The 20,196-nt window shown below is 61.4% G+C and carries 16 protein-coding genes; 4 read left to right on the forward strand and 12 right to left on the reverse strand.

The genetic code is table 11. The features are described from left to right. Positions 1–13: 13 nt before the first annotated feature. From AC3D25_RS12460 to AC3D25_RS12475, 4 genes are all read right to left on the reverse strand, one after another. Positions 14–592 (reverse strand): acyltransferase, encoded by a 579-nt coding sequence (locus AC3D25_RS12460; RefSeq protein ID WP_488888687.1) that lies wholly within the window; start codon positions 590–592, stop codon positions 14–16. 20 nt (positions 593–612) lie between these two features. Beyond that, complete coding sequence (locus tag AC3D25_RS12465) at positions 613–1,842, reverse strand: glycosyltransferase family 4 protein (RefSeq protein WP_488888688.1); 1,230 nt, start codon at positions 1,840–1,842, stop codon at positions 613–615. A 35-nt stretch (positions 1,843–1,877) separates the two neighbouring features. Next, entirely contained in the window at positions 1,878–5,201 is a 3,324-nt protein-coding gene (locus AC3D25_RS12470; protein WP_488888689.1) for a methyltransferase domain-containing protein, read from the reverse strand. 125 nt (positions 5,202–5,326) lie between these two features. After that, positions 5,327–6,700 (reverse strand): ABC transporter ATP-binding protein, encoded by a 1,374-nt coding sequence (locus tag AC3D25_RS12475; RefSeq protein ID WP_488888690.1) that lies wholly within the window; start codon positions 6,698–6,700, stop codon positions 5,327–5,329. Positions 6,701–7,158: 458 nt separating this feature from the next. Here AC3D25_RS12475 and AC3D25_RS12480 point away from each other — a divergent pair, with 458 nt between their 5' ends. From AC3D25_RS12480 to AC3D25_RS12490, 3 genes are all read left to right on the forward strand, one after another. Then, complete coding sequence (locus tag AC3D25_RS12480; protein ID WP_488889680.1) at positions 7,159–7,986, forward strand: ABC transporter permease; 828 nt, start codon at positions 7,159–7,161, stop codon at positions 7,984–7,986. Then, positions 7,976–9,415: an ABC transporter ATP-binding protein gene (locus AC3D25_RS12485; RefSeq protein WP_488888691.1), complete on the forward strand. Its 1,440-nt coding sequence runs from the start codon at positions 7,976–7,978 to the stop codon at positions 9,413–9,415. Before AC3D25_RS12480 ends, AC3D25_RS12485 begins: the two co-directional genes overlap by 11 nt. Before the next feature lie 284 nt (positions 9,416–9,699). After that, complete coding sequence (locus AC3D25_RS12490; protein ID WP_488889681.1) at positions 9,700–11,595, forward strand: glycosyltransferase family 2 protein; 1,896 nt, start codon at positions 9,700–9,702, stop codon at positions 11,593–11,595. A 39-nt stretch (positions 11,596–11,634) separates the two neighbouring features. Here AC3D25_RS12490 and AC3D25_RS12495 read toward each other — a convergent pair whose 3' ends face one another. The 5 genes from AC3D25_RS12495 to rfbB are packed head-to-tail and all read right to left on the reverse strand — an operon-like array spanning position 11,635 to position 15,925. Beyond that, the gene (locus AC3D25_RS12495) at positions 11,635–12,546 is read right to left on the reverse strand and encodes a glycosyltransferase family 2 protein (protein ID WP_488888692.1); all 912 of its coding nucleotides are present in this window, start codon (positions 12,544–12,546) and stop codon (positions 11,635–11,637) included. Further along, positions 12,528–13,427: a dTDP-4-dehydrorhamnose reductase gene (rfbD, locus tag AC3D25_RS12500; RefSeq protein ID WP_488888693.1), complete on the reverse strand. Its 900-nt coding sequence runs from the start codon at positions 13,425–13,427 to the stop codon at positions 12,528–12,530. The genes AC3D25_RS12495 and rfbD overlap by 19 nt, the downstream gene beginning before the upstream one ends. Then, on the reverse strand, positions 13,424–13,975 hold the full coding sequence (gene rfbC / locus AC3D25_RS12505) for a dTDP-4-dehydrorhamnose 3,5-epimerase (protein ID WP_488888694.1): 552 nt from the start codon (positions 13,973–13,975) through the stop codon (positions 13,424–13,426). The genes rfbD and rfbC overlap by 4 nt, the downstream gene beginning before the upstream one ends. Further along, the gene (gene rfbA / locus AC3D25_RS12510) at positions 13,960–14,853 is read right to left on the reverse strand and encodes a glucose-1-phosphate thymidylyltransferase RfbA (protein ID WP_488888695.1); all 894 of its coding nucleotides are present in this window, start codon (positions 14,851–14,853) and stop codon (positions 13,960–13,962) included. The genes rfbC and rfbA overlap by 16 nt, the downstream gene beginning before the upstream one ends. A 10-nt stretch (positions 14,854–14,863) precedes the next feature. Next, entirely contained in the window at positions 14,864–15,925 is a 1,062-nt protein-coding gene (rfbB, locus tag AC3D25_RS12515) for a dTDP-glucose 4,6-dehydratase (RefSeq protein ID WP_488888696.1), read from the reverse strand. Positions 15,926–16,253: 328 nt separating this feature from the next. On the opposite strand from rfbB, the gene AC3D25_RS12520 reads away from it, so the two are divergent. Further along, the gene (locus tag AC3D25_RS12520) at positions 16,254–17,093 is read left to right on the forward strand and encodes a symmetrical bis(5'-nucleosyl)-tetraphosphatase (RefSeq protein WP_488888697.1); all 840 of its coding nucleotides are present in this window, start codon (positions 16,254–16,256) and stop codon (positions 17,091–17,093) included. Between the two features lie 16 nt (positions 17,094–17,109). Here the strand turns inward: AC3D25_RS12520 and AC3D25_RS12525 are convergent, their stop codons facing one another. From AC3D25_RS12525 to AC3D25_RS12535, 3 genes are read right to left on the reverse strand one after another with little or no spacing between them, the layout of a single operon-like run. Then, the gene (locus AC3D25_RS12525) at positions 17,110–17,892 is read right to left on the reverse strand and encodes a lysophospholipid acyltransferase family protein (protein ID WP_488889682.1); all 783 of its coding nucleotides are present in this window, start codon (positions 17,890–17,892) and stop codon (positions 17,110–17,112) included. A gap of 2 nt (positions 17,893–17,894) precedes the next feature. Continuing rightward, positions 17,895–19,172, reverse strand: a complete 1,278-nt coding sequence (locus AC3D25_RS12530; RefSeq protein ID WP_488888698.1) for a dihydroorotase — start codon at positions 19,170–19,172, stop codon at positions 17,895–17,897. A 2-nt stretch (positions 19,173–19,174) separates the two neighbouring features. Further along, positions 19,175–20,194, reverse strand: coding sequence for an aspartate carbamoyltransferase catalytic subunit (locus AC3D25_RS12535; RefSeq protein WP_488888699.1), 1,020 nt, complete (start codon positions 20,192–20,194; stop codon positions 19,175–19,177). Positions 20,195–20,196 lie beyond the last annotated feature (2 nt).

Here is a 20,196-nt window from a genome sequence, read left to right on the forward strand (position 1 = left end):
AAACCGGCGCCAGCTATTGAATGTCCGTATCGAAGAACGGGAAATAACGTGATATGTACCGCAAATCACGCGAGCGTTCCTTGATGAAACGGGCTGGATTACCGGCCACGATCGTGTAAGGCTGCACGTCTCGCGTGACCACTGAACCCGCGCCGATGACAGCACCCTCGCCGATTCGCACGCCCGGGCTTATGATCGCACGCGCCCCTATCCAGACGTGATCCTCGATCACTACGGGCTTGCTCAAGCATACGAAATCCGGATTCTGCGGATCATGTGTCAGCGTCTGGATCAACGTGTAATGGGAGATATTGACGTTGTTGCCGATCGTCAATGGCACCCGGCCGTCAAGATATGTATAGCGGTTGATCACAGTGTTATTGCCGATCGAAATGTGATAACCGGTGACGAAGCAACCCATGGCAATGCTGGAATCGTGCCCGATCCGGACCTGACAAAAACGCCGCAGGAACCCGTGCCGCACCCGATAGGGCATGTAGTTCATGAAGAGATGATTGCCCAGATAGAAGCACACTGCAGGTTTGAACCGCCACCTGATAAAGCGATATATTCTTTTTACCGGCTCAAGCATGCCGTCCTCTCACCCGCGCCTTAACGGCTCTTGGTCCTAACCACATTCTCGATGATCTCTTCGTATCGCTTCACGATACTTGAGAAATCGAAACGTTCGTAAATTTTCCGACGGCCGTCAGCCGCTTTCGCCTTCCACTCGTCGCGATTCGTTGCCATATGATTCATGGCATCGGCGAGTATCGGGGCAATCTTGTAGCTGCGTGGCGCGTAAGCCAGCTCATCTAGTATCGTCGAGGTCAAATTGGGCGTGTCGCCGTATTCGTTCGGCACCAGAATCCCAATGTCATTAGACTCGATTACTTCCGCCGACGCCCCCGTATCAGTCAGAATCATAGGCTTTTGATAGAACATCGCCTCGTTCATCGCAATGCTCCACCCTTCGATAAACGAAGGCAGCAAGAACGCATCGGTCACACGGTGCACATCTTCCACATCCGGGAAATATCCCGGCATCAGAATGTGTTCTTCGAGGCCATGATCTTTAAGATACTGTCTCAAGGCCTCGACATGCGGCGGATAGATCACGTTCCCCACGCACAGGATTTTCACGTCGCGACGCTGCTGAAGCAAATGTCGCATGGCATCCGCCATGACGTAGTGGCCTTTGTGCAGGTTGTAAGACGCAATGTTTGCGAATACGTAGTCGTCGTCGGCGAGTCCCAGCTCGGCGCGAGTCAGTTTGATCGGCTTCCGGTCGCGTGCTTCGTGCTCCGCGATGATCAAGCCGTTCGGAACCGTGATCACTTTGCTGGCGGTCACCCCGAGATTCTGGACCGCGTAGCGTGTCGCGTTTTTCGAGACCGACACGTAGCAATCGACATATTGATCGTTGCGCGAGAAGGACTCCGCCTGCGCCGTAGAAAAAAACGCATAGACGTTATGGATGAACGTGATATTCGGGATCTTGTGCTTCGCGAACAACGCATAGCCCACGTCGGAGAAATGTGACATCGCGACATCGACGCCCAGCGACCTTAGAAGGCGGTCGTAACTTCCAGCAATGTCGTTAGCGGGCAAGCCGACGACGCGCAAACCGGCGTCCTTCGCCACCGTGCCGAGATGCCCGACCTTGCCCGGCGTGACGATCGTCACATCGAACCGCTGACGGTCGAACGCGATCGCCGAATCCAGGACGACTTTTTCGAGGCCGCCCTTGTCGAACGAAGCGAGTTCGATCAAGACGCCAAGTTTGCCGTCGACACGGCGCGGCGGGGATTTTCGAAACAACGAAAGTAGAGACTGAAGCATGAAATTTCCGGAACAGGCCGTCTGATATTTATCGGTTATTTGATGTTGAACACAGTCGCCCGAACCTCGCGGGAGTCATCGATCAAACCGATGGAATCGAGCAGCTCCGATAGCTTCGCAGCCACGCTTTCCACCGAGTATTCGCCGAGCGCCGCGGCGAAACCAGCGTCGGCAATACGCGTCCACAACGCGGGATCTTCGTGCAGACGAACGATCGCAGCGGCGATCTCCGCGGCAGTCTCGCCTTCCAGCACTTCTTCCCCATCGACGAGCCCCATTCCCTCGCTCGCCACCTTGCTCAGAACACACGGCAGCCCGTGCAACAGACTGGAGACCACCTTGCCCTTGATCCCCGCGCCAAACCGCAACGGCGCGACAGAGAGCCGAGCGGTATCCAGAATGTCGCTGAGATCCTCGACGAAGCCGACTATCTTCACGCCAGCTGCGGGATCGTCCAGTGCCTGGACAACAGGCGTCACGTTGCTGCCGACCACGCGGAGCATGGCGTCCGGCAGGCGCTGCCGCACGATCGGCCAGATTTCCTTGACGAGGAACATAACCGCGTCGATGTTCGGACGGTGCGCGAATCCGCCAACGAACACTACGCCGGACCGCTCAGCGAACGAGTTCGCCGAGCGAGTCGGCATGCGGGGAATCGGAATGCGATGAACGTTCGCGCCGGGCAAAACGCCAGTCACGATGTCTTTCTCCAAACGGCTCACAACAATCGTCGCGTCCGACAGGCTGATCGCGCGAATTTCCTCGCGGCGCAACGACAGCGCGTAATCGAGAGCCTGCGCCGAGCGCTCGTGAATGGCCGCGCGCTCCTCGCGCAGGTAATGGAGGTCGACAGTGCCGAAGATCACTTTCGCATCCGGCGCGCCGCTTCGAAGCGATTCGATCACGTGACGGGCCACGATGACACGCTGGACGAGCACGGCCTGCGCGTCACTAGCCTCATTGATGACAAGCCGATTCAGAGACTCCAGACCGGTCGCGTACTGAACTCGTACCCCCCAGCGGCGCAACGCGTCGGCATAGGTCTCGAGCGGCGTTTCTTCGAAAGCCGCGATAAAGCTCACCTGGTAGCCGAATGCGTGGAAAATTCGCATGTACCAGAACACGTCGGCGGAACCGGAATCCTGATCCGGCTTCGGCACGAACGCATCCACCATGACGATCTTCGGACGCGCGGCAAGCGCCAGCACGTCGCCGTCAGCGCCGGAAGCAGCAAAAATTTTGTCGAAACGCTGGCGGAGGGTCCAGCGCTGATGTGCGTCGTTCCATTTGTCGTCATCGCCGGCATCTTCCGCGATTGCCGGCTGCTGAAACCGTGTGAAGCGGGCGAACGGTTGCAGATAGGTATTCTTCTCGCGCGCGGACAGCAGCAGCCCGATCGACACCAGTCCGGCTCGAAATGGAGCTTCTGCGCCGAATTCGCTCGATATCTGCTCCCAGTCTTCGCGTCGGATCGCAATGAACCCGGACCCCGCGCACGTTACGCGCATGACGGCGTTGACGGCAGGGTCGGCCGGCGCAAGGCCTGCGCCGTTAGGGCGCAGCCGCGCATCTGCTTCGATCGCGGCCCCCGCAGCGTCCACGGTCCCGTCCTCGCTCAGGATCAGCGAGGAGATCGCCGCCGCGTCGGGAAACCGCGCGAACGCTTCGTCCACGGCACCGAGCCATCCTGGGTGAGCGCTCAGTTGGTCCGATACCATCACGAGGAACTCACCGTCGACCCGGCCGATGCTGTCTCGCAACGCGGACAACGAATCAGCGGCTTCCGTGCTATGGACTAATTGCGCACCGAATCGTGCCTGCAGGGAATCGGCATCGCCATTCCCCACGACTGACACTGAATACGGGACAGCGCTGGTGTGTGCGCTCAGCGCCTTCAGGCACTTGTCGAGCGCTGCCCCGCCCCCGGGAGACTGAACGACGACGATAGTCGCCCGCGGCTGTACCGCCTGTACGAACGGGACCGGCGGCTCCGGGAGGGGCCGCATGCCGTCGGCAGAAAACTTCTGTTCCGTGTCGAGCCCGGACAGGGCAGCGACCTTGCCGGCTGTCGAGCTCAGCGTTCGCGTGGCCGGGCCCAGGCGTCGCGAGACGTACCGCAGCGGCTGCGTCACACGCCAGGACGTGGAATGCATGAGGGCATTCACTTGGGCGCGCAGTGCATCGTTCTCGCTTCTGAGCCCACTGTCCAACGGAGCCGGCGCGGGGCCAGCGACCGACTTGCTCTGCAATGCCCGCAGGAGGACATTCGAGTTTTTGACCTGCGTAGTCAGTTCGGCAAGTTGCGCGGAGACTTTCTCGGGCATGCTTTGCTGGGCACGAAGCTCGTCCAGCGCTGCGCTGAGCCGCGCAATTTCGTTTTCGCGAGTGATTACCTCATTATTCAGCCGAACGGCCTCTACCGTCAGACGGCCAATCTCATCATCACGCGCTAACGTGGCTTCGGTGAGACGGACCGTTTCTGCGGTCAAGCGTCCGATCTCGTCGCCCCGTTCAAGCGTTTCGCCAGTCAGTCGGGCAATTTCGACGGCCTGCTGGCCAATGCGACCGTTGCGCGCATGGTCGTAGCGAGCGAACGAGAAGCTGCCTTCGAGAACGTTGTCATCCGGCTCGGGAATCGGCCCGTCGGATGCGATGGCGATAAAATAGACCGGAGCGACGAGCCCTTGCGTCGACCTGTATTCGCCCACCTCGGTCTCGGACCAATAAGTTGTCTCGCGCGCGCCTTCCCGACCTTCGCGGAACAGCAGTGAGCCGGCGGTCGGCTTCTGTTCGTAGAGCACGAAATTCTTGAAGCCAGTCTTCAGCCACCGGACAAACTCTTCGCGATCGAGCTCGCGCACGTGATACTCGTTGGGCGGCGAGCCGGGCGGCGAATAAACCGGGCGGTTGGGAGTCGAGATGATCATCAGGCCGTTCGGCCGCAAGACGCGACGCGCTTCCAGCATGAACGCCTCGTGCTCGTGAAAGTGCTCTAGCGTCTCAAACGAGTTGAGGATATCGACTGACGCGTCCGGCAGCGGGATTGCCGTCGCGCTGCCGTGCTCGTAGCGCAGATTCGGTTGATCGCCATAACGTGAGCGAGCGTTCACGACGGCCTGCTCATCGATATCGACGCCGACCACTGACCGGGCGGCCTGAGCAAGCACGGCAGACCCGTAACCTTCTCCGGATGCGATATCAAGAACCTCCTTGCCTTCGCACAGCGGCGCCGAAAACAGATACCGATGGTAATGCTCGTACTGGATCGGCCCAGCCACGCCGGGAAGATAGCGTTCCCCGGTGAATTCGTGGCCGTCCTCTGCGCCTTTGAACCGAAACGTTCGGACTTGCTTTGTCATGTTTTGAAATCCTGCGCTACTTGCTTGACGTAGCTCTCGATGAAACTGTCGAATAGGGTGAAAGACACAAAGTTGCGAGTTGTCAGCAACACAACACCGGCTGCGCCCGGACTCGGGTGCGGAGGTCAGGCTGCCTCGGACACTCCCAGGCGGAGCATCGCAATACCGATCAGCGCGTGCTGGACGAGCGAGCTGTGCACCCGAAGCGGAACCGCATCGTGGATCCAATGAAGCTGAATATGGTTGTACTGGGTCCCTTCGGCCACTGCAACGCTGATCGTGAAACTGCCTACAGGCAATATCGGCATAACGAACGAAAATTCGGCGCACAGCAGGTCGTTCACGCCACACGACACCGGCCTGTCCGCAAAAGTTGCGAATGTGTTGTCGCCGAACAGATCCTGACCGCGTTCGTTTTTCAGGAAGAATCCGATAATCGGCGAGACGAGCGACTCTCCGGCAACCACTGAAACCTGCAAGGTTATATTTTCGCCGCCGACGATCCATTCAAGGCGCCGGCCTGCTTCGTCGACGAGGGCGACGTCCACGATGCGGGCACCGCCCGAACCAAACGATTGCGACTGCTGATTGAAACTCGAAACCTGTATGTCGTTGCGCAACGCGGACGCATTGATGACGTCGCGCCGTTCGTCGACGACTGGAATCGTGCTCCCGATTGCATGCATCCCCGGGGTCGCCACTGCGGCGGACGACGAAATGTAACGTGCTTCGAGATAGGCTGTGCATACCTCCTCGGGGTCGCCCTGTCTCATGACGCGGCCGTGGTCGATCCAGATGACCTTAGAGCAGAGCTTCTTGATCGTCGAGGTGTCGTGGCTCACGAAAAGTATCGTGCCGGTTTTCCTGAATTCGTCAAGAAAACGGAAGCACTTTTGATTGAAGAACGCATCCCCGACCGCGAGCGCCTCGTCGATCACGAGAATGTCGGCATCGACATGGGCGATTACCGCGAACGCCAGACGCACGAACATGCCGCTCGAGTAAGTCTTGACGGGTTGATCGATGAACTCGCCGATGTCCGCGAATGCCACGATATCGTTGTAGCGTTGATCGATCTGTTGGCGCGACAGGCCATAAAGTTGAGCGTTCAGGTAGATGTTTTCCCGCCCCGTGTACTCCACGTCGAAACCCGAACCCAACTCAAGGAGCGCGGCCACTCTGCCCTGCACGCGGATGTCGCCGGCTGTCGGGGCCAATGTACCGCAGACGATCTGCAGCAGCGTACTCTTGCCGGACCCGTTCCGCCCGATGATGCCAACCGTTTCGCCGGCGGCCACCGAAAAACTGACGTCGTGCAAAGCCCAAAAAACCTTGGACAACGCATCGGCGCGAGCAAACGCCGCGCGCCGGCCGGCGGCATGCGGCGAAAATCGAGCCGCAACGCCGAGCATGCTTCGTTTAAGACGGTCGGCTGGGCGCTCGTAGGACGCAAAGCCTTTGCTGATGCCAGAAGCTTTGATCACTGAAATTTCCGACATGTAAAGTTTGGCCCTCAACAACCCTAGGATTGATTTAGCGCACGCGCCGAAGATGAATCGCCGACCTACATAGATTCCCCACGCGCACAGTCCCAACTGGGAATGCGATTTTACCTCGTTTCATGCATTTCACAATATGAGATGGACTGGGTAAAGCTCAGCCGCTTTGGCCTCGCAGTCGGCGGAGTCATCGAGACGGGACGGGCGTTCTGGCGTTTTTCGCCACGGCCACGGGTGGCGCAAGGCCGATCCCGCGACTCAGACTTCGTTGCAGCATTTACATTTCGCCGCGTCGTGATTCGGCTTCGCAACGCTTCGCGCGATACGCGTATGAGATAATTGTCGGCTAGCTCCACGCAGGTCATCGTCCTGCACGGCAAAAGGCATCCGGCGCGTCTTTAGAAGGTTCCATGAACCCGATGCGCGACAAAATATCACTGAGAATCGACGACCGGCTTATGGATATATTTAGCGTTTCGCCGCGATACCTCGCAGCATCGCTGGTGAAAAACCGGCGCCTCATGTTGGATCTTGCCAAGCGCGACGCGGTCGGCCGCTACAAAGGGTCGTTCCTCGGCATTCTCTGGTCCTTGTTGACCCCCCTGCTAATGCTATGCATCTACACGTTCGTATTCAGTTCGGTGTTCAAGTCGCGCTGGGGTGGCGGCGGCGCCGAAACGGCTTCGAAGGGTGAGTTTGCCGTCGTCCTGTTTGCCGGGATGATCATGTTCAACCTGTTTTCGGAGTGTATCGGCCGCGCGCCGACACTCATCCTTTCGCACGCGAACTTCGTGAAGAAGATCGTGTTTCCGCTCGAAATCCTTCCTTGCGTGACCTTGCTGTCGGCCCTTTTCCATCTTTGCGTAAGCGTCTTCATCCTGCTCGTCGCTGAATGGTGCATCGCTGGCAACGTGCCGCCCACCGCATTTCTTTTGCCCATCGTGCTCGCTCCGCTGTGCGTATTCATTCTGGGCGTGAGTTGGACACTCGCGGCGACCGGCGTATATTTGCGTGACATCGGCCAGACCATCGGGGTCTTGATCACCGCGTTAATGTTCCTGTCGCCCGTATTTTTCCCCGTGTCATCGCTTCCGGAGCGGTTTCGCACCTTCGTTTATCTGAATCCAATGACCTATCCGATCGAGCAAAGCCGGGATGTGCTCGTCTGGGGTCATCCGATCGACTGGAGCCGCTGGGGCGTATACACAGCGATCGCCGTCTTCGTCGCGTGGATGGGATTTGCGTGGTTTCAAAAGACTCGCCGGGGATTCGCCGATGTCATCTGACATTGCAATCCGCGCGATCGGGCTGACCAAGGGATTCGAGTCCTATGAAAAACCCGCTGATCGGCTAAAGCGCAGCCTCTACGGATTGTTGGGAACGATCGCACCCGTGCCGTCGTTTCGACAAGCGCTCTTCCGGCACGCCGGACAATGCGTGCGGACGTTCTGGGCCATCAAGGGCGTCGACTTCGAGATTGCGCGCGGAGAAACCGTCGGCATCATTGGGCGCAACGGCTCGGGTAAAAGCACCTTGCTGCAGATCATCTGCGGCACGCTTGCGCCAAGCGGCGGCGAAGTGCAGACAAATGGACGCATTGCCGCGCTGCTCGAACTAGGCTCCGGATTCGACGTCGAGTACACCGGACGCGAAAACATCTATATGAACGGGCAACTGCACGGCCTGTCCCGCGAGCAGATCGACGCGCGGCTCGAGCAAATCATTGCGTTCGCCGATATCGGTCAATTCATCGATCAGCCCGTCAAAACATATTCGAGCGGGATGTTCGTCCGATTGGCGTTCGCGGTTATTGCTCACGTCGATGCCGACGTGCTCGTTATCGACGAAGCGCTTTCGGTCGGGGACGCGTTCTTTACCCAAAAATGCATGCGCTTTCTGCGCCGCTTCCAGCGGACCGGAACGGTACTTTTCGTGAGCCACGACTCGTCGGCCGTCCGCGGACTGTGCAAACGGGTCATCTGGCTGGACCGGGGCGTGATCCAGGCGTCCGGCGACGCAAACGACGTCTGCACCCGCTATTTCGAGGCGTTCTATCGGCAGCAACAGGGCGACGGACCCTCGTGGGCCAGCCCGGCCGATCTTGGCGCGGGCGACGGCAAAGCAAGCCCGCCCGCGGCCCGCTTGAACGCCACCATACAAATGGCGGACCAGCGGCAACGCTTCGGCGGACCGAGGCGCGAAGAACTATCGGCCCCGGCTCTGAACGTCGATCCGCACGCCCTTCCGACGCAGCGGGACACGCCGCTCATCACCACCGCGCGTCTGACCAACGCGCAAGGTTCGCCGGTCAATTGGGTCGTCGGCGGTGAACGGGTGCTTCTCAGTATTCGCGCCGAGCGACCGGAACACGGTACAACACCGGTGATAGCCTTCTTTGTAAAAGACCGGCTCGGACAGACGCTGTTCGGGGATGACACTTCGCTTGCCAAAACGCACGAGGGTCAGACGTCCAAATCCGCGAAAGCACTGGACGCAGAATTCTTGTTCGACATGCCCATCCTGCCCCCCGGCGACTACGCATTCACCGTATTGATTGCCGAGGTCCGCGGCGACGGCGCCGCTCCCACGGTCCTGGACTGCGTGCACGACGTACTGATCGTCAAATCGGAATCGCCGAGCGTGACGACCGGCCTCATCGGCCAGCCGATGAGCAATATTGCTCTGTTCGTTCGCGACGCTGTGGAAGAAGCTTAAAGCTTGGCCTCCGTTCGAATCATCGTTGCTCTGAATAACGCGAACATCTCCGCGCCTAACCTATGACGCCAGGCCAACACCCCGACGAACCGCAGCGCGATTCGGTCCCCGGCACCGCGTCGGACGACACGAAGGAGCAAATCAAAGCATCCGGAAACGACGCGGCTCCTGTTCGGGACGAACTCGCCGGAACAGCCGGGCTTGAGAAAGAGCCGAAAAATCGGCACGTATCGATTTCCTGGCGCATCACCGCGCCATTGCGCCTCGCCATCCAGTGCGCACGAATGGCGCCGCGCGTGGCGCACACCATCCGTCGTCAGGCGGAGGTTCGGGGTGGGCTCGCAAGCGCGCTCGGCTACTACTGGACCATCGTCAAGCGCGAAGGTCCGCGCGGCATCTTCGGCCGGCTGGAGCGATTGAACAGCGGCATGGGTTTCGCGGACGGTCCGCCATCCGACGAGCGCTACCACGCATGGATCGAACGTTTCGATTCCTTCGACGACGCAAAGCGCGCCGAGGTTCGCCGCCTTATCGCCGCACTGCCCGACAAGCCGCTCATCTCGATCGTCGTGCCGACCTATAACAGCGACGAAAAACTGCTGCGCGAGATGATCGGCTCCGTGCGCGCGCAGTTGTACGAGCAATGGGAACTGTGCATCGCCGACGACGCCTCGCCGAACCCCGAAGTCGCCCGCGTGCTCGCCGAGGCCGCCGCCGATCCGCGCATCCGCTACACGGTCCGTCCGGTCAACGGCCACATTTCCGAGGCGAGCAACAGCGCGCTGGAACTGGCGCAGGGCAAATTCGTCGCGCTGCTCGATCACGACGACATCCTCCCCGAACACGCGCTCTTCATGGTCGCGCAATACGCGCACCGGTTCCCGGCCGGCCGCCTCTTCTACAGCGACGAAGACAAACTCACGGTCGACGGCGTGCGCACCGCGCCCTACTTCAAGCCGGACTGGAATCCGCACCTCGTGCTGTCGCAGAACTTCTTCTCGCACCTGGGCGTGTACGAAACGGCGCTAGTGCGGCAAGCGGGCGGATTTCGCAAGGGTCTCGAAGGCAGCCAAGACCACGATCTGACGCTGCGCTGCATCGAGATCGCGGGTCACGGCAGCGTGGTCCATATTCCGCACGTGCTGTACCACTGGCGCATCATGCCGGGCAGCACGGCGCAGAGCGGCAGCGAAAAACCTTATGCGCACACGGCGCGAATCCGGGCGATCGAAGAACATTTGCAGCGCAGCGGCATCGAAGCGAGCGTCGAGGAACCGTTCGGCAAAGCCGGACAACTGCGTGTTCGATATGCGGTGCCGACGCCGGCGCCGCGCGTGTCGATCATCATTCCAACGCGCGATGGCGTCCAGTTGCTGCGCCAGTGCATCGACAGTGTGCTGGAAAAAACACAGTATCCGGATTACGAAATCCTGATCGTGGATAACGGCAGCGTGAAGCAGGAAACGCTCGACTACTTCGGCGCGCTGGCCGCCAACAGCAAGATCCGCGTGCTGCGCGACGATTCTCCGTTCAACTTCTCTGCGCTCAACAACCGCGCGGCATCGAAAGCGACCGGCGAATACCTGTGCCTGCTGAATAACGACATCGAAGTGATTACGCCCGACTGGCTCGGCGAAATGGTGAGCCTCGCCGCGCAACCTGGCGCGGGCGCGGTCGGCGCTCGCCTCTGGTATCCGAACGATACGCTCCAGCACGGCGGCGTTCTGCTCGGCCTCGGCGGGGTCGCGGGGCATATGCACCACCAGTTGCGACGCTGGCAACTCGGGTATTTCGGCCGCGCGGTCGTTACGCAGAATCTTTCGGCTGTGACGGCGGCGTGCCTCGTGATCCGCAAATCGATCTACGAGGAAGTCGGTGGACTCGACGAAGAACTGGCGGTCGCGTTCAACGACGTCGATTTCTGTCTGAAGGTGCTCACGGCCGGTTACCGGAACGTCTGGACGCCGCACGCGGAGTTGTACCACTACGAGTCGGCCACGCGCGGCTCGGACATGGACGCCGACAAATACCAGCGGTTCGTGCGTGAAGTCCGCTGGATGGAAGCGCGCTGGCCGGATTTGATCGCGAACGATCCCGCGTACAACCGCAACCTCACGGTCAAAACGGACGTTTCACCGTTCGCCCTCTCGGATCCTCCGCGGATCGGGCAGTTCGAATAACTTCGCGGCGCGCCCTTGCCGCTTCTCGCGGGTTACGCGTTACAGCCGACCTGCGCGGCCGCGCAGCGCGTGCCAGATTCCCTTGAATGCCATCTTCAGATGCACGCCATTGCGCGGCGGAAGCAACGCGTAGATCAGTAGCCGCGGCGGCATCTTCACCAGTTCGGTCGATTTCCAGGTGCACGGCATGTAACCGCGGGCCATCAGCGCCACGGCGTTGCGAAAGAGGTAGTAATGCCGCACGGCGCTGTGCATCGGATAAGTTCGACCCAGCACCTGAACCGGCTCGTCGCCGAGTTCGTGAGTCAGCGTGAGCCACGGCACGCCGAGTACACGAAACCCTTTGTGGCGGGCGCGGGCGCACCATTCGAGATCGACGAAATCGATGAACAGGTCGTCGTCCATCGGGCCGATCTCGTGCCAGCACCGCAGATTGACGCACGACCCCGATGTAATCAGGAAATCCACGTCGATCGGCGTATTGCCGACCGGCGCAATGCGCCGCAGCTTGAAATAGCGGAACTGGACGAATGGGGCCACTCCGCCAAGGCGGGCGTCGTCGTATGCTGGGCCGACCAGAGCGATTCGCTCGCCGCGCGCTACGTGGTCCGCGAGGACTAGCGGCAACTGCTGGAGCAATTCGATCGAGGGCGAACTGTCCTGATCGAAGAGCAGTGCGGAGTCGAAATCCTCGTCGATCAGCCGCCCGACGCCCTGATTCAACGCGGTCGCAATGCCAAGATTTTCACCGTTCGGAAGATAAGCGATGTCAGCCGACAACCCGAGCGCTTCAGCCGTCACGCGCTCTTCGGAATTGTCCACCACGACCACACGATGAACCGAAGCCAGCCGGTTCGCCCGCTCGACGCATGCGCGATCCGGCCGGTAGAACACGACGACGCACCCGGTGCGCACACGCGCCGCCGAGCCCGTCAACGCGCTTCCAGACACAACCCGAGCGCGTCCTTCCAGTCGGGCGAGCGCAAACCGAACACGCGCGCGAACTTGTCGTTCGACATGCGCGAATTCGACGGCCGGCGTGCCGGCGTCGGGTAATCCGCCGCGGGAATGCCCGTGACCTGCGGGCGCTTTTCGAGCGCCGCCGTGTCGAAGATGGCCTCGGCGAAACCTTGCCACGACGTCGAGCCCGATGCCGTCAGGTGATACACGCCCGAGCGCTCGCTCCACCATTCGCCGGAGTCGGACGCGGCGAACGCCTGCGCGACGGCATGCGATGTGAGCGTCGCGATAGTGTTGCTCCAGGTGGGCGCGCCGAACTGATCGGCGACGATCTTCAGCTCCGGTCGCTCCGCCCCCAGCCGCAACATCGTCAACAGAAAGTTCTTCCCCCGCGCACCGTACACCCAACTCGTGCGAAAAATCAGGTGATTCACGCCGCTCGCCGCGATTGCCTGCTCGCCCGCCAGCTTGCTGCGGCCGTAGACGTTTTGCGGATCGGTCGGATCGTCTTCGACGTACGCGCCTTCTTTGTCGCCATTGAACACGTAATCGGTCGAATAGTGGATCAACGCCGCGCCGATCTTCTTCGCTTCTTCAGCCAGCACGCCGGGCGCTTCGCCATTCACGCGCATCGCCAGTTCGGGCTCGCCCTCGGCGCGATCGACCGCCGTGTAGGCTGCCGGGTTGACGATCAGCGCGGGACGAATCGTCTGGACGATGCTACGAAGCTGGTCGAGATTCGACAGATCGGCTTGTTCGCGCGTCATCGCAACGACCTGGCCCAGACCCTGAAGCGAGCGCACCAGTTCGAAACCGACCTGTCCATTCACGCCGGTGACGAGGATCTTGCGCTCAGAAGAAAGCGTGCTCATGCGAACACCTCGGCTTCGGACAATCGCTTGCCCGCCGCGTCTTTCGCCGCCACCAGCGGCTCGCCGTCGATCGGCCAGTCGATGCCAATGTCCGGATCGCTCCACACGATGCTGCGCTCGTGTTCCTGATACCAGAAGTCCGTGGTCTTGTAGAGGAACTGCGCCGATTCGGACACCACGACAAAACCGTGCGCAAAACCGGGCGGCACCCAAAGCTGGCGATGATTGTCTTGCGAAAGCGTCACGCCAACCCATTTCCCGAACGTCGGCGAACTCTTGCGGATATCGACGGCGACATCGAACACCTCGCCTTCCACCACGCGCACAAGCTTGCCCTGCGCATGTTCGATCTGATAGTGCAGCCCGCGCAACACGCCGCGCCCCGAGCGCGAGTGATTGTCCTGGACGAATTCGACGCCCGGCGCGACCTGTTCGGCAAATTCACGCGCGTTGAAGCTTTCGTAAAAGTAGCCGCGTGCATCGCCGAAAACCTTCGGTTCGATGATCTTGACGTCGGGGATTGCCGTGGCGGTTACTTGGATGGCCATGCAACTAGGTCCTTGGGAAGATTGAGCAAATATTGTCCGTAGGCGTTTTTCGCGAGCGGTTTCGCAAGCGCGAGCAATTGCTCGTCGCCGATCCACTGACGGCGGTAAGCAATCTCTTCCGGACACGCCACCACGAGCCCCTGCCGCTTTTGCAGCGTCGCGATAAACGTCGCGGCCTCGATCAAGGAATCGTGCGTGCCGGTATCGAGCCACGCATAGCCGCGCCCCATGATTTCGACGTCGAGCTTCTTTTGCTCAAGATAGCGCGAGTTGACATCGGTAATCTCGAGTTCGCCACGAGGCGACGGCACGATGCCCGCAGCAATGTCGCACACCGCGTTGTCGTAAAAATACAGGCCCGTCACCGCATAGTTCGAGCGCGGCTTCAGCGGCTTTTCCTCGATCGACAGCGCCCGGAACGACTTGTCGAATTCGACCACGCCGTAACGCTCGGGATCATGCACGTGATACGCGAACACGGTCGCGCCGTCGGTCCGCGCGTCGGCGCTTTCCAGTTGCTTCGCGAGGTCGTGTCCGTAAAAAATGTTGTCGCCGAGGATCAGCGCGGAAGGATCGTTGCCGATGAAATCGCGCCCGATGATAAACGCCTGCGCGAGACCATCCGGTGACGGCTGCACCGCGTACTGGATGTTCATGCCCCACTGGCTGCCGTCGCCGAGCATGGTTTCGAAGCGCGGCGTATCGGCGGGCGTGGAGATGATCAGCACGTCGCGGATGCCGGCGATCATCAGCGTGGAGAGCGGGTAATAGATCATCGGCTTGTCGTACACCGGAAGCAGCTGCTTCGAGACGACATGCGTGATCGGATAGAGACGCGTGCCCGAACCGCCCGCGAGAATAATGCCTTTGCGCGCCATGTTCAGTTCCTCAAGCGCGCGTGGCGTAGTTGGTTTCGACCCACTTCCGATACTCGCCGGAAGCGACTTCGTCCGCCCATGCCTGATTGTCGAGATACCACTGGACGGTCTTCGCGAGACCGGTCTCGAACGTTTCGGCGGGTTTCCAGCCGAGTTCGCGCTCGAGCTTGCGCGCGTCGATCGCGTAACGGCGATCGTGGCCCGGACGGTCGGTCACGTAGGCGATCTGATCGCGATACGAGCCTTCGGCCTTGGGCTTCATGCGGTCGAGCAAATCACACAGCGTGTGCACGACTTCGAGATTTTTCTTCTCGTTCCAGCCGCCGACGTTGTACGTCTCGCCCGGCGTGCCGCGCGCGAGCACTTCGCGGATCGCGCTGCAATGGTCGTTGACATACAGCCAGTCACGCACGTTCTGGCCATCGCCGTAAACGGGCAGCGGCTTGCCGCCAAGCGCGTTCGCGATCATCAGCGGGATCAGCTTTTCCGGGAACTGGTACGGACCGTAATTGTTCGAGCAGTTGGTCGTGAGGACCGGGAGGCCGTAAGTGTGGTGATACGCGCGCACCAGATGGTCGGAGCCGGCTTTGGTCGCCGAATACGGGCTATTCGGCGCATACGGCGTGGTTTCGGAGAATTGCGGATCGGTCGCGGAGAGGGAGCCGAACACTTCGTCGGTAGACACATGGAGGAAGCGGAACGCCGCCTTCTCGGCTGCGGGCAACGCGTTCCAGTACGAACGCGTGGCTTCGAGCAGCGTGAACGTACCGACAACATTCGTCTGCACGAAATCGGCCGGACCGTGAATCGAACGATCGACATGACTCTCGGCGGCGAAATGCAGAATGGCGCGCGGCTTGTGCTCGGCGAGCAAGGCATCGAGCGCAGCACGATCGCAGATATCCGCGCGCGCGAAAACGTGCTTCGGATTGCCTTGCAGCGATTTCAATGTCCCGAGGTTGCCGGCGTAGGTCAGCTTGTCGAGGTTGAGAACCGCTTCCTCCGACCCTTGCAGCCAGTCAAGCACAAAGTTGGCACCGATAAACCCGGCGCCGCCCGTCACGAGAATCATAGAAGCCCTCTTTTTCGAACCGGTTGCGCGCCGCAACACGGCCCTCTGAATGTGGAAATAATTGCGTTTCCAAGCACGCTCATGCGGAAGTTATGGCAGTTCTGACTCGGAATACACGCTGCCGACTTCCGTCGAATAGGCACTAATTATAAGCGCCACGCGTGCAAATACGACACCGCTAACATTTGGATACCGCGGCGCGCCTTTGTTTTCGACCGCCCGATGGCGCCGACCTCGCGAACCGTTCCGCCCCGGCGTCGGCGTTTTCCGTGACGCATAATGTTGCAAGCCGTCGTTCCGCACTCTTTCCTGGATCCTGCCCATTCCGATGAACGAAGTATCCGCGACCGTTGCCCCCCTCGCCTTCGGCGACCTCCAGGGATGCCGCCAGCCATTCGAACGCCTCCTGCGCAAAGCCGCGCCCACCCCCGAGACGCCGCTCTGGTTCGCGGGCGACCTCATCAATCGCGGCCCGGAATCGCTGAACGCCCTGCGCGACGTGATCGCGCTTGGGCGTCGGGCGACGGTCGTGCTGGGCAATCACGACCTGAATCTGCTGTCGGTCGCGGCGGGACTGCGCAAACCGAAGAAAGGCGACACCATCGACGAAATCCTGGCCGCGAAGGACGCCGCCGATCTCATCGAATGGGTGCGCCACAAGCCGCTCGCTCACTTCGAGCACGGCATGCTGATGGTTCACGCGGGCGTTTTGCCGCAATGGGATGTGGCACTGACGCTCGAACTCGCCAGTGAACTCGAACGGGCATTGCGCGCGCCGGACTGGATCGAGACGCTGGCCGCCTTGTTCGGCAACGAGCCGAATAGCTGGAGCGGCAAACTGACGCGTATCGAGCGTCTGCGCGTGACCTACAACGCCCTCACGCGGCTGCGTTTTTGCACGCCGGAAGGCGAGATGGAGTTCGCGGCGAACGGCGGGCCGGAATCGGCGCCGCCCGGATATCTGCCGTGGTACGACGTGCCGGGCCGGCGCACGGAAGACGTGACGGTCGTGTTCGGCCACTGGGCGGCGCTCGGCCTCCTGATGCGCGATAACGTAATTTGTCTCGACTCGGGCTGCGTGTGGGGCAACAAGCTCACCGCCGTGCGCCTCACCGCCGATCCCGCCGCGCGCACCGTCTTCCAGGTGAACTGCGGCGCGAAAACCTGAACGGTCAGGCCGACCGCTACGGCGCAAGCGGCTCGACGGCAACCGCAGCCGGTCGCAGCGCCGGTTCGCCGCGCATCGAACGCAACGCGGTTTCGATCGCCGCTTGCGCCTCGCTCGCCAGGAGCCGCCGATCCGCACCCGGCGCCAGCGCATCGCACACGTAAAGATGCGCGGTCAGCGGCGCGGCGCGCAGCATCGCGTGGAGTGAATCGGCGAGCGTCAGATCGTCGATATAGGCGGGGGCGAGCGACTGCCGGCCGTTCGCATCTTCGTACATCAGACAGATCGGCTGCACCGGCGACGACGCCGACACCGCCGCCTGAAACAGATTCGCGTGGAACGGCAGGAGCGCGGCGCCGCTCGACGTCGTGCCCTCTGGAAACACGCACATGATTTCACCGCTCGACAGCCGGTTGGCGAGCTCGTGCATGATCCGCTTTGCGTCGCTGCGCTTTTCGCGCTGAATAAACACCGTGCCGAGTTGCTGCGCCAGCCAGCCGACCAGCGGCCAATTGCGGATCTCCGCCTTCGACACGAACGGCGTCGGCCGCCACGCGTTGATCACGTAAATATCGATCCAAGAAATGTGGTTGCCGACCACCAGCACGCCCGCATCCAGCCGCGCGGCGTCGTTATGGACCACCAGTTTCATTCCGCACAGCGCGAGCATCTTGCGCGACCACGCGCGGTTCAGTTCGAGCCGCGTGGCGGCAGTCGCACCCGGAAAGCGCGTCGCGACAGTCCACATGCCCGCGAGCAGATGAGCAGCGAGCCGCGTCTTGCGCCAGCCGAACGCCATCGTCAGCGCGCCTCGAACGCGATACGGCCCGACACGATCGTCGTATGCACGCAAGCCGGTAGTTCGTAGCCGAGGAACGGCGAGTTGTGGCCCTGGCTTTTCAGCTTGCGTGGATCGACGCGCCATTCGGCGTCGGCATCGAAAAGACACACATCCGCTGCGGAACCCGCCGCGAGCCGCCCCGCCGGCAGTTTCAGCACGTCGGCGGGTGCCGTCGTGATGCGCGACAGCGCTTTTCCAAGCGGCACATTGGCTTCGCGCGCCCATTTCACCGTCAGCGACAGCAGCAGTTCCAGCCCGGTCGAACCCGGTGTCGCCTCGCCGAACGGCAGCAGCTTTTCGTCGTCGTCGAGCGGCGTGTGGTCGGAACAGATCGCGTCGATCGTGCCGTCCGCGAGACCCGCGCGGATCGCTTCGCGATCGCGCTGCGAACGCAGCGGCGGATCGAGCCGGTATTGCGAATCGAAATAGCCGATATCCACGTCGATCAGATGCACATGGTTGATCGTCACATCGCAGCTCACCGGCAGCCCTTCGGCCTTGGCCGCGCGCACGAGCGCGACGCCCGCCGCCGACGACAGATGCGACAGGTGAACGCGCGCGCCCGTCACGCGCATGAGTTCGAAAATGGTGTGCAGGGCGATGGTTTCCGCCGACACCGGCACGCCCGACAACCCCAGCCGCGACGCGACCGCGCCGCTCGCCGCCACGCCGCCGTCCGCCAGATAAGCGTCCTGCGGCCGCAGCCACACGGTGTAACCATAGGTGGTCGCGTATTGCAGCGCGCGCAGCAAGGTGCGCGTGTCGAGAATGGGCGAATCCGCCTGCGAAAAGCCGATACAGCCCGCCTCGGTCAGTTCCACCATTTCGGTGATCGCCTGGCCCTTGAGACCGACGGTCAGCGCGCCGAGCGGATAGACATGCGCCTGATCGAGTTTTTGCGCGCGGAACTTGAGCATTTCGACGAGACCCGGCTCGTCGAGCACGGGGTCCGTGTCCGGCGGACACACGAGGCTCGTCACGCCGCCCGCGAGCGCCGCCGCCATCTCGGATTCGAGCGTCGCGCGGTGTTCGTTGCCCGGCTCGCGAAGCCTTGCGCTCAAATCGACGAAACCGGGCGCAACCGTCAGCCCCGCCGCGTCGATCACTTTGTCCGCCTGAAATCCGGCGGGCGCCGCGCCGATAGCCGCTATTTCACCGCCCGAGATAAAAACGTCCGTCTTGGCCGACGTGCCGGCCACCGGGTCGATGAGCGTGCCGCCCTGAATATGGATCTTCATTGTTAGTCGCTATTCCCGGCCACGATGCCCATCACCGCCATCCGCACGGCAATGCCGAACGTCACCTGATTCAGAATCACCGATTGCGGCCCGTCGGCCACTTGCGAGTCGATTTCGACGCCGCGATTCATCGGTCCCGGATGCATCACGATCGCGTCCGGCGCGGCGAGCGCGAGCCGCTCGGGCGTTAGGCCCCAGCTCTTGAAATATTCCTGCGCGGACGGCAGCAGCGCGCCGCTCATGCGCTCGTTCTGCAGCCGCAGCATGATGATCACGTCGACGCCCTTTAGGCCTTCGTCGAGATTGTGATAAACGTGCACGCCCAATTGGTCGAGATTGCTCGGCAGCAGCGTGCGCGGCCCGATCGCGCGCACTTCCGGCACGCCGAGCGTGGTCAGCGCGTGGATATCCGAGCGCGCAACGCGCGAATGCAGGATATCGCCGACGATCGCCACGCGCAGATTCGTGAAATCGCGCTTGTAGTGACGGATCGTGTACATGTCGAGCAGCCCTTGCGTCGGGTGTGCATGACGGCCGTCGCCCGCGTTGATCACATGCACATGCGGCGCGCAATGCTCGGCGATCAGATACGGCGCGCCGCTCGACGCATGGCGCACGACGAACATGTCGGCGTGCATCGCGGATAAATTGTTGATGGTGTCGAGCAGCGACTCGCCCTTGCTCGTCGACGACGCGTTGATGTTGAGATTCAGCACGTCCGCCGAAAGCCGTTTCGCGGCGATCTCGAACGTGGTCCGCGTGCGCGTCGAATTCTCAAAAAAGAGGTTGAAGACGGACTTGCCGCGCAGGAGCGGCACCTTTTTCACTTCGCGGTCGGTGACGCTCACGAACTGTTCGGCGGTATCGAGAATATGCGTGACGATAGCGCGCGGCAGACCTTCGATGGTCAGCAGATGCTTCAGTTCGCCATTTTTCGTGAGTTGCGGGTTGCCCTTGAGAAAGCCGTAGCGGAACGGGTCCGGCGCGCGGCTCTCGGCAGAACCCTGAGTGACGGTGTTCATGT

It is taken from the genome of Caballeronia sp. SL1002, assembly GCF_057814995.1.

What these genes read in the sequence shown, in the direction of transcription:
- AC3D25_RS12460 (WP_488888687.1), bottom strand. Translation starts at nt 592, where the DNA reads ATGCTTGAGCCGGTAAAAAGAATATATCGCTTTATCAGGTGGCGGTTC.
- AC3D25_RS12465 (WP_488888688.1), bottom strand. Translation starts at nt 1,842, where the DNA reads ATGCTTCAGTCTCTACTTTCGTTGTTTCGAAAATCCCCGCCGCGCCGT.
- AC3D25_RS12470 (WP_488888689.1), bottom strand. Translation starts at nt 5,201, where the DNA reads ATGACAAAGCAAGTCCGAACGTTTCGGTTCAAAGGCGCAGAGGACGGC.
- AC3D25_RS12475 (WP_488888690.1), bottom strand. Translation starts at nt 6,700, where the DNA reads ATGTCGGAAATTTCAGTGATCAAAGCTTCTGGCATCAGCAAAGGCTTT.
- AC3D25_RS12480 (WP_488889680.1), top strand. Translation starts at nt 7,159, where the DNA reads ATGGATATATTTAGCGTTTCGCCGCGATACCTCGCAGCATCGCTGGTG.
- AC3D25_RS12485 (WP_488888691.1), top strand. Translation starts at nt 7,976, where the DNA reads ATGTCATCTGACATTGCAATCCGCGCGATCGGGCTGACCAAGGGATTC.
- AC3D25_RS12490 (WP_488889681.1), top strand. Translation starts at nt 9,700, where the DNA reads ATGGCGCCGCGCGTGGCGCACACCATCCGTCGTCAGGCGGAGGTTCGG.
- rfbD (WP_488888693.1), bottom strand. Translation starts at nt 13,427, where the DNA reads ATGAGCACGCTTTCTTCTGAGCGCAAGATCCTCGTCACCGGCGTGAAT.
- rfbC (WP_488888694.1), bottom strand. Translation starts at nt 13,975, where the DNA reads ATGGCCATCCAAGTAACCGCCACGGCAATCCCCGACGTCAAGATCATC.
- rfbA (WP_488888695.1), bottom strand. Translation starts at nt 14,853, where the DNA reads ATGGCGCGCAAAGGCATTATTCTCGCGGGCGGTTCGGGCACGCGTCTC.
- rfbB (WP_488888696.1), bottom strand. Translation starts at nt 15,925, where the DNA reads ATGATTCTCGTGACGGGCGGCGCCGGGTTTATCGGTGCCAACTTTGTG.
- AC3D25_RS12520 (WP_488888697.1), top strand. Translation starts at nt 16,254, where the DNA reads ATGAACGAAGTATCCGCGACCGTTGCCCCCCTCGCCTTCGGCGACCTC.
- AC3D25_RS12525 (WP_488889682.1), bottom strand. Translation starts at nt 17,892, where the DNA reads ATGGCGTTCGGCTGGCGCAAGACGCGGCTCGCTGCTCATCTGCTCGCG.
- AC3D25_RS12530 (WP_488888698.1), bottom strand. Translation starts at nt 19,172, where the DNA reads ATGAAGATCCATATTCAGGGCGGCACGCTCATCGACCCGGTGGCCGGC.
- AC3D25_RS12535 (WP_488888699.1), bottom strand. Translation starts at nt 20,194, where the DNA reads ATGAACACCGTCACTCAGGGTTCTGCCGAGAGCCGCGCGCCGGACCCG.